Genomic DNA, 5,466 nt, shown 5'->3' with positions numbered 1-5,466 from the left:
GGGTCTTCTGTATTCAATCGCCTGCGAAGCATTCATTAATTCGATGGCTAAAATTCGCTCCAAATTGTCTACTATGCGTAAAGCTTTAGTGGCGGCATTCGATCCCATACTTACATGATCTTCTTGGCCGTTGCTGGAAACAATACTATCAACCGAAGCAGGTGTAGCCAATTGTTTGTTCTGACTCACAATACTCGCCGCCGTGTATTGCGGAATCATAAACCCCGAATTGAGTCCGGGATCATTCACTAAGAACGCAGGCAATCCGCGTAAACCGGAGATTAATTGATAGGTACGGCGTTCAGAAATACTACCAATTTCGGCCAAGGCTATGCCCATAAAATCGAGCGCCAACGCCAAGGGTTGTCCGTGGAAATTACCGCCGGAAATAATTTTATCGCTTTCGCGGAAGATATTCGGGTTATCGGTCACCGAATTGATTTCGGTTTTAAATACTTTTTTCACATAATCCAAGGCATCTTTACTGGCCCCATGCACTTGTGGAATACACCGGAACGAATACGGATCTTGAACGTGTTGTTTGGGTTGCCCAATGATTTCGCTGCCTTCCAACAAATCGCGCATGCGTTCTGCCGTTGTCACCTGTCCCTTGTATGGACGAACGTAATGAATCAAATCATCAAAAGGTTCAATACGACCGTCAAAAGCTTCCAAAGAAATGGCCGCTACAACATCGGATAAATACGTCAGTTTCATGGCTTTCAAAAGCACAAAACAACCGTAGGCACTCATAAACTGGGTACCGTTTAATAAGGCTAATCCTTCTTTGGATTGCAAAACGATGGGTTCCCAACCTTTAATTTGCAACACTTTAGCCGCAGGTTGGCGAAAACCATCCACATACACTTCGCCTTCACCAATCAGTGGCAAACACAAATGAGCTAAGGGTGCTAAATCACCACTGGCGCCCAACGAGCCTTGTTCGTAAACCACAGGAAGAATATCATGGTTGTAAAAGTCAATCAACCGTTCTACCGTGGCCAATTGCACGCCCGAATGTCCATAACTTAAGGATTGTACTTTCAACAAAAGCATCAATTTGACAATCTCGTGCGGTACTTCGGGTCCGGTGCCACACGCATGCGACTTCATCAGGTTGACCTGCAATTGAGACAAGTTATCATTGGAAATTTTCACATTACACAACGACCCAAATCCAGTATTGATACCATAAATGGGTTCACTTTGCGCGGCCATTTTTTCATCCAAATAGGAACGGCATTTTTGAATATTCACTTTGGTATCCTCCGACAATGCGATTGTTTTGCCTTGGTAAATGATTTCGTGCAATTGTTCTAGCGTCAAAACCTCCGAACTGATGTAATGTAGGGTATCCATGAAACCTGATTTGCGTCCAAAATTCAACAAACCCATTAGATTATGCAACAAAAACTTTGGATTTTTATTGACATATCCCTAAAAACTGTCCTAAAAAAAAGAATTTGTTGACAATTCAAATTCCGATAACGATATACCATTTTGATATTCGTAAAAGTTTGCAACAAAATTTGTTGTTTAACACATTGTTTTAACTTTGTCAGCATGAAATTAGCATTGAAAACAGCATTTCACTTCAATACAGCCAATTCTTCGGCTGATGTTTTCTATGGCACAACCACCACCACGACCCCTTAAGGGGTTCATTGTACACATATCGTCCTTTCGCGGATGCTTGATAAAAGCATTCCAATCTTTATATCCTAAACGAATTCATTGTTATCAGTTTTCCTAAAAGTTGACACGAAGCTTTAGTCGACTGATGAAGCGAAATAAACCTGAAACCTGACACGAGGCTTTAGACGACTGATGTAGCGAAGCGAAATAAACCTGAAACTTGAAACTTGAAACTTGAAACTTGAAACTTGAAACCTGAAACTTGAAACCTGAAACCCTCCCATGAAAACCCTTAAATTCGGCGGAACCTCAGTAGCCAATGCCGCCAACATACAAAAATGCCTTTCGATTATTATAGAAAAAGCGAAACACCATCGTTTAGCTGTCGTCGTTTCCGCCTTCAGTGGGGTAACCGACTTGCTTTTACAGGCTTCTGAAAAAGCAGCTGCGAAAGACACCGCCTACCGTTTACTTTTTCAAGAAATTGAAAACAAACACAAAACGGCCATTTACGAATTGATTCCAGCCTCTGAACAAGCGGAAATCATTGCCTTAGTGCAATCGGAATTACAACAACTCAAAACCTTATTGGACGGCTGTTATTTGTTGGGCGAAAGAAGTCCGAGAACCGCCGATGCCATTGCAGGTATGGGCGAACTCCTTTCCGCACAAATCATTGCCAAAGCGTTGCAACTGCAATTGTCCGAAAGTAGCTTCAAAGACAGTAGGGAGTTGATCGTCACCGATGCCAATTACGGCAAAGCCCAAGTGGATTTTGAAACAACCAATACTTTAATTAAAAATTACTTTTTATCATCCAATCAAAAAGTTACGTTATTACCCGGATTCATTGCGCGCGACAAAAATAACAACACCACAACGTTGGGTCGCGGCGGCTCTGACTATACCGCAGCCATTATTGCCAACGGCATTCAGGCCAAAGAACTGGAGATTTGGACCGATGTAAACGGGATGTTTACTGCCCATCCCAAACTGGTCAAACAAGCCCAACCTATCGCTACAATATCCTATCAAGAAGCGATGGAATTGTCGCATTTTGGTGCCAAAGTCCTCTACCCGCCTACGATTCAACCTGTTTTGAAATCGCAAATTCCGATTTGGATCAAAAACACCTTCGAACCCGAAGCGGAAGGCACGTTAATCTGCGCGCATCCTGAGGGCGTAACCAACCCCATAAAAGGCATTTCACACATCGATAAAACTGCTTTGGTAACCTTGGAAGGCTACGGAATGATTGGCGTTGCGGGTTCGTCCAAACGATTGTTTGAGGTGCTGTCGCACGAAAAAATTAATGTGATTTTCATTACGCAAGCTTCTTCCGAGCACTCCATTTGTGTAGGAATTCAAGCCAATGAAACGGAGAAAGCGAGAGCTGCCATAAACCACGAATTTGCACTAGAAATTGCCCAAGGTAAAATTGACCCTTGCCATGTAGAAACTGAACTTTGCATTGTGGCTTTGGTGGGAGAAAACATGAAAAACCACCAAGGGATTTCAGGGAAAATGTTTAGCACCAGGAAAAAACAACGTCAACATTCGCGCGATTGCTCAAGGCGCTTCCGAACGAAACATATCCGTAGTTATCAATGAAAAAGATGTCAAAAAAGCATTGAATACGTTGCATGAACGCTTTTTTGAAGACAATCTGAAGCAGTTGAATTTATTTGTGATGGGCGTTGGCAATGTGGGCGAAAAGTTTTTGGATCAAATTCACCAACAGAAAAAGTTTTTAAAAGAGAATTTGAAACTGAATGTACGCGTCGTTGCCCTAGCCAATTCCAAAAAAATGGTTTTTGAAGAAGAGGGAATTGCCTTGAAAGATTGGAAATCAGCACTTGAACAAGGAGCACCAGCAAATGCTGAACAATTTATCGCTAATGTAAAATCACTCAACCTGCGCAACAGCATTTTTGTAGACAATACCGCTAATGAATCGGTAGCCATGTTATACGAACATTTTCTAAAAGAATCGGTGGCCGTCGTGACTTGTAATAAAATTGCTTGTTCGTCGGATTATCCCCATTACCGAAAACTCAAAAACTTGTCCCGTCAATACAATGCACCCTTTTTATTTGAAACCAACGTAGGTGCCGGACTGCCCATTATTGACACCTTAAAACACCTCATCGCCTCCGGAGATAAAGTGCATAAAATTCAGGCTGTATTATCGGGAAGTTTGAATTTTATCTTCAATAATTTCAGTTCGACCTACAGTTTTCATGATGTGGTAAAAGAAGCGGGTGTTCAAGGATTTACTGAACCCGATCCTAAAATCGATTTGAGTGGTGTGGATGTGGCTCGAAAAATACTTATTCTCATTCGGGAAAGTGGATATGAAATGAATATGGAAGCCATTGACAACCGTTGTTTCCTGCCTGAATCCTGTATTCAAACGACCAATAATCCCGATTTCTTTGCCTCGTTGATCCAACATGAAGCGCATTTCAATGCATTATTAGACGAAGCCAAAGCCAAAGACTGTCGCATTAAATTTGTCGCCGAGTTTGATCAAGGAAAAACCTCGGTTGGACTGCAATTCATTCCCAAAGATCATCCGTTTTACAATTTGGAAGGAAAAGATAATATTGTCTTATTTTACACCGACCGTTATGTCGATCAACCGTTATTGATTAAAGGTGCGGGCGCTGGGGCTGCGGTTACGGCCTCTGGAATTTTTGCCGATGTAATCCGAATTGGTAATTTTTAAATAAAAAATGATGACCGAACTCAAACTCTTTGCTCCGGCTTCGATTGCCAATTTGAATTGTGGCTTTGACGTCATTGGTGTGTGCTTGCAAGCTATTGGTGATGAAATGATTTTTCGAAAAGTAACTGAAAAAGGATTGCGAATAACCAAAATTACTGGCGCAGTTTTGCCTTATGAAATTGATAAAAACGTTGCTGGAGTGGCCGCGCAAGCTGTTTTGGATGAAGTAGGCGAACCCGATTTTGGAATTGAATTCGAAATTCATAAAAAAATTCGAGCCGGTAGCGGTATTGGCAGTTCGTCCGCGAGTGCGTCGGGGGCTGCGTTTGGAATCAATGCTCTCTTAGGGTATCCCCTTTCCAAAAAAGAGTTGCTTAATGCAGCGATGAAAGGCGAAGCCATTGCGAGCGGTTGTGAACATGCGGATAATGTAGCCCCTTGTATGTTGGGGAATTTCACCCTAATTCGCGGTTACGGTCCGTTGGATGTGGTCGAAATTCAATCACCGAGCGAACTATTTGCCGTAGTGCTCCACCCGCAAATTGAATTAAAAACTGCCGATGCCCGGGCCGTTTTAGAACCCACAATATCCTTAAAAGCGGCCATTACCCAATGGGGCAATGTGGGCGGACTCGTAGCAGGACTATGTACCCAAGATTATGCGTTGTTAGGACGTTCGTTACAGGATGTGGTGATCGAACCCTTGCGAAAAAAATTGATTCCGTTTTTTGACCAACTTAAGTCGGCTGCACTTCACAGCGGCGCTTTGGGAGCGGGCATCTCAGGGGCTGGGCCTTCTGTTTTTGCTTTATGTAAAGGCCTTTCCCAGGCTGAAAAAACGGCCTTCGCCATGAGTCAGGCTTACTTGGAAACGGGAATTGCCTTTGATATCCACATTTCAGCCATCGATACCGAAGGGGTACGTGTTTTAGAAACTAAATTATGAACTTGCAACCTTAAACTATCATTATTTCTTTTGCGGTGAAACCATGGTTCTATGTAATTTAAAACCGCAAAGCTCTTGAGTAAATTGTGAAAATGAATTTACTAAGAATCAACTTGAAACGTGAAACTTGAAACGTGAAACTTGAAACTTTAAACTT

Annotated in this window: 2 protein-coding genes and 1 pseudogene; 2 read left to right on the top strand and 1 reads right to left on the bottom strand. The window is 42.4% G+C overall.

What is annotated here, in order from left to right; genetic code table 11:
* Positions 1 to 1,359 (bottom strand): histidine ammonia-lyase (hutH, locus tag ABWO12_RS11995; protein WP_353089246.1); only part of this gene is annotated, 1,359 nt, incomplete at its 3' end.
* A gap of 558 nt (positions 1,360 to 1,917) precedes the next feature.
* On the opposite strand from hutH, the pseudogene thrA reads away from it, so the two are divergent.
* Together thrA and ABWO12_RS11985 are read left to right on the top strand one after the other, a co-directional pair.
* Positions 1,918 to 4,363 (top strand): annotated as a pseudogene (gene thrA, locus ABWO12_RS11990) (bifunctional aspartate kinase/homoserine dehydrogenase I).
* Positions 4,364 to 4,373: 10 nt separating this feature from the next.
* Complete coding sequence (locus ABWO12_RS11985; protein ID WP_353089247.1) at positions 4,374 to 5,309, top strand: homoserine kinase; 936 nt, start codon at positions 4,374 to 4,376, stop codon at positions 5,307 to 5,309.
* The last annotated feature ends 157 nt before the right edge of the window (positions 5,310 to 5,466 follow it).

This window comes from Flavobacterium sp., assembly GCF_040379285.1.
Classification (GTDB): domain Bacteria; phylum Bacteroidota; class Bacteroidia; order Flavobacteriales; family Flavobacteriaceae; genus Flavobacterium.
Note: the sequence above shows the minus strand (reverse complement) of the source record. Positions and strands in the feature narration are given on the sequence as shown.